This is a genomic window from Zavarzinia sp., assembly GCF_049306435.1.
GTDB lineage: Bacteria > Pseudomonadota > Alphaproteobacteria > Zavarziniales > Zavarziniaceae > Zavarzinia.
In genome coordinates this window covers 1-3,020 of the sequence record NZ_JBAQRT010000166.1, presented here as the reverse complement: position 1 = coordinate 3,020, position 3,020 = coordinate 1, and the positions used below count along the sequence as shown (strand labels likewise).

At 68.0% G+C, this 3,020-nt stretch carries 5 protein-coding genes; 2 read left to right on the top strand and 3 right to left on the bottom strand.

The features are described 5' to 3' along the window. On the bottom strand, positions 1–858 hold an 858-nt coding region (locus WAZ62_RS09210), incomplete at its 3' end, for a sterol desaturase family protein (RefSeq protein WP_422643230.1). A gap of 15 nt (positions 859–873) precedes the next feature. Then, positions 874–1,290, bottom strand: a complete 417-nt coding sequence (locus WAZ62_RS09205; protein WP_422643229.1) for a hypothetical protein — start codon at positions 1,288–1,290, stop codon at positions 874–876. A 128-nt stretch (positions 1,291–1,418) separates the two neighbouring features. On the opposite strand from WAZ62_RS09205, the gene WAZ62_RS09200 reads away from it, so the two are divergent. Further along, on the top strand, positions 1,419–1,940 hold the full coding sequence (locus WAZ62_RS09200; RefSeq protein ID WP_422643228.1) for a tyrosine phosphatase family protein: 522 nt from the start codon (positions 1,419–1,421) through the stop codon (positions 1,938–1,940). A gap of 39 nt (positions 1,941–1,979) precedes the next feature. Continuing rightward, positions 1,980–2,756, top strand: a complete 777-nt coding sequence (locus WAZ62_RS09195; protein ID WP_422643227.1) for an SDR family oxidoreductase — start codon at positions 1,980–1,982, stop codon at positions 2,754–2,756. Here WAZ62_RS09195 and WAZ62_RS09190 read toward each other — a convergent pair. Next, positions 2,689–3,020, bottom strand: a 332-nt coding sequence (locus WAZ62_RS09190; RefSeq protein ID WP_422643226.1) for a helix-turn-helix transcriptional regulator, incomplete at its 5' end; no start/stop codon positions are given. The two genes, WAZ62_RS09195 and WAZ62_RS09190, sit on opposite strands and share 68 nt — an antisense overlap.

Genomic DNA, 3,020 nt, shown 5'->3' with positions numbered 1-3,020 from the left:
GATCGTCGCCGAGGTCGAGCCTTCGCCATCCTCGCGCCAGCCGGGCGGGCCGAACAGCGCCATGACCCGGGCGCGCCAGCTCGTCGCCGCGCGCAGGTCGCGGGCGATGCCGACCCATTCGTGGAAGCCGATCACCAGCGGATTGAAACTGCCCAGGTTCTTCACGATGCCGTAACGCGGCGGGTCTTCCGCCCGTTCGGGCTCGAAGGTGCCGAACAGCCGGTCCCAGATGATCAGCGTGCCGGCGTAATTGCGGTCGAGATAGCGGGGATTGGTCGCGTGGTGCACCCGGTGGTGCGACGGCGTGTTGAACACGGCCTCGAGCCAGGCGGGCATCCGGCCGATCGCCTCGGTATGGATCCAGAACTGATAGGCCAGCGACAGGCCATGGGCGGTCGCGATCGCCTCGACCGGAATGCCGAGCAGCGGCATCAAGGCATAGGGCGCCCAGGAACCGGCGATCAGCCCGGTCCAGGGCTGGCGCAGCGCGGTCGAGAGATTGTAGTGCAGCGACGAATGATGGGTGACATGAGCCGCCCACCACAGGCGCCATTCATGGCTCAGCCGATGGCTCCAGTAGAAGCAGAAATCCTGCACCATGATGACGAGGGGCAGCGCCCACCAGATGCGGGCGTCCCAGTCGATCAGGCGATACTGGTAGAGCCAGGCGAACAGCCCATAGAGTAGAAACGCGATCAGCGCCCCGTCGACCAGATTGCCGAGGCCCATGGTGAGGGAGGCGACACTGTCGCGCCATTCGTAAGAAACACCGCCCCGCCGCTTCATCCAGAACAATTCGGCGAGGACGAGGATAACGAAACCGGGAATGGCATATTGGAGAAGGGCCAGCATTTCCATGGCGGGATGCTTTCCTCAGGCCTTGGCGAGGCGGCTCAACCGCTCCGCCCAGGGACGGGTGTCGGCGTCGCCGGTCGAGGCCAGCACGAAATGATGGCGGCCGAAATCCCTGGTCTCGATCACCAGCCGGCCGCCCTGAAGACTGCAGGCGGTGACGTCGCCGGGGCCGAGCAGGCGGCTGGGTAGTTTGTCGCCGAAGGCGAAGACGAGGCCGAGGCGGGCGCCGCGCCGGTCGGTCGCCAGGGCCGCGCGGCGGTCGGCGGCGACCCAGACATCCTCCGCCTCGAAATCCTGCCAGTCCTCGCCGAGGCGCCGGCGGGCGAGGCCTTCGTCCAGCGCCGGGGCCGTCGCCCCGCGCGAGGCGAGATATATGGCGCCCATCAGACCGGCAGCCGCGAATGCCGCCAGAACCAGCGGCAAGACCTCTTCCATCCGTCCCTCCCGGAACCTTATTCTGACACCGTCAGGCGGTGCTTGTTCGTGAGCAAGGCTCACTTTAAAGTGCGGCCGCCATGGCGCCAAGCGCAATTGCGCCCGGTATCCGCAGGAGGAATGCGAAAATGTCCGTCGTCCACGTCTGCCCCCTGGCGGAGCTGACCCGGGTGGCGCGCCGTGTCCGGCCCAGCCATGTCGTCACCCTGCTCGATCCCGGCGACTGGCCGGAAACGCCGGAAGGCATCGCGCCCGAGCGCCATCACCGCGTCGGCGTCCATGATTACGCCGAGCCGGTGGACGGCATGACCATCCCCGAGGACGAGCATGTGCGCGGCCTGATCGAGTTCCTGCGCGGCTGGGACGCCAGCGCGCCGATCCTGATCCATTGCTGGGCCGGGATTTCGCGCTCCAGCGCCAGCGCCCTCATCACCCTCGCCCTGCATAATCCGGGGCGGGAGCTGGAGGCGGCGCAGGCGATCCGGGCGCAGTCCGCCATCGCATCGCCCAACCGGCGCATCATCGGCATCGCCGACCGCCTGCTCGGCCTCGACGGTCGGCTGAGCGCCGCCGCCGCCGCCATGGGGCCATCGCGCCTCGCCTATGTGAACGAGCCGTTCGAGGTGCCGCTGAACCTCTGGCGCGACTGAAACGACAACAAGCCGCAAAAGCGGACAAGGGGAGAGAACATGGCAAAATCGGTCTTCATCACCGGGGCCGCGCGCGGCATCGGCGCCGCCATCGCGCGGCGTTTCGCCCGCGAGGGTTATGTCCTCGGCCTCGTCGACCTGAACGGGGAAGGCGTCGCCGCCCTCGCTCGCGAACTGGGGCCGGAGCGCTGTTTCCATGCCCCGCTCGACGTGACCGATTTCGCCGCCTTCGAGCGGGTGCTGGGTGATTTCGTCACCGCGGCCGGTGGAAGGCTCGATGTTCTTATCAACAACGCGGGTGTCGCCAAATTCGCCCCCTTCGACCAGATCACCCCGGCCTTCCACGCGACCACGATCGACGTGAATTTCAAGGGCGTGGTCCATGGCTTCCACGCCGCCCTGCCGCATCTGAAGAAGACGCCGGGCGCTTCCGTGGTCTCGCTCTGCTCGGCCTCGGCCCTGTATGGCGTGCCGGGGCTCGCGGTCTATTCCGCGACGAAATTCGCCGTCCGCGCCCTGACCGAGGCGCTGGCCCAGGAATTCGAGACCCATGGCATCAAGGTCTCGGACATCATGCCCAGCTTCGTTCATACCGACATGGTGCACAGCCAGGGCGCCGACACGGACAAGGCCCTGTCGAAGATGGGCGGCATTCCCCACACCCCGGAAGACATCGCCGAATTGGCCTGGAAGGCGGTTCAGGGCGACAGGCGGCATTGGCCGGGCAATGCGGAGGTCGCCATGGGGCTCAGGCTCGCCGGTCTGTTCCCGGGGATGCTGCGCCGGATGATGGCGCCGATGAAGGCGATGCGCTGAGGCCGGCCTTGCGCCAGCGGGCCGGGCTCTGCCCGGTCCAGCGGCGGAAGGCGCGGACGAAGACGGCGGCTTCGGCATAGCCGAGGCGGGCCGAGATCGCCTCGACCGCCAGGCTGCCGCTAGACAGGAGATGTTTCGCCTCGGCGAGGCGCAGGTGGTCGCGCTCGGCGGTGAAACTGGTGCCGGCGGCGTCGAGGGCGCGTTGCAGGCTGCGCAGGCTCATGTTCAGCCGCGCCGCCGTCGCCTCCGCCGTCGGGGCGAGGC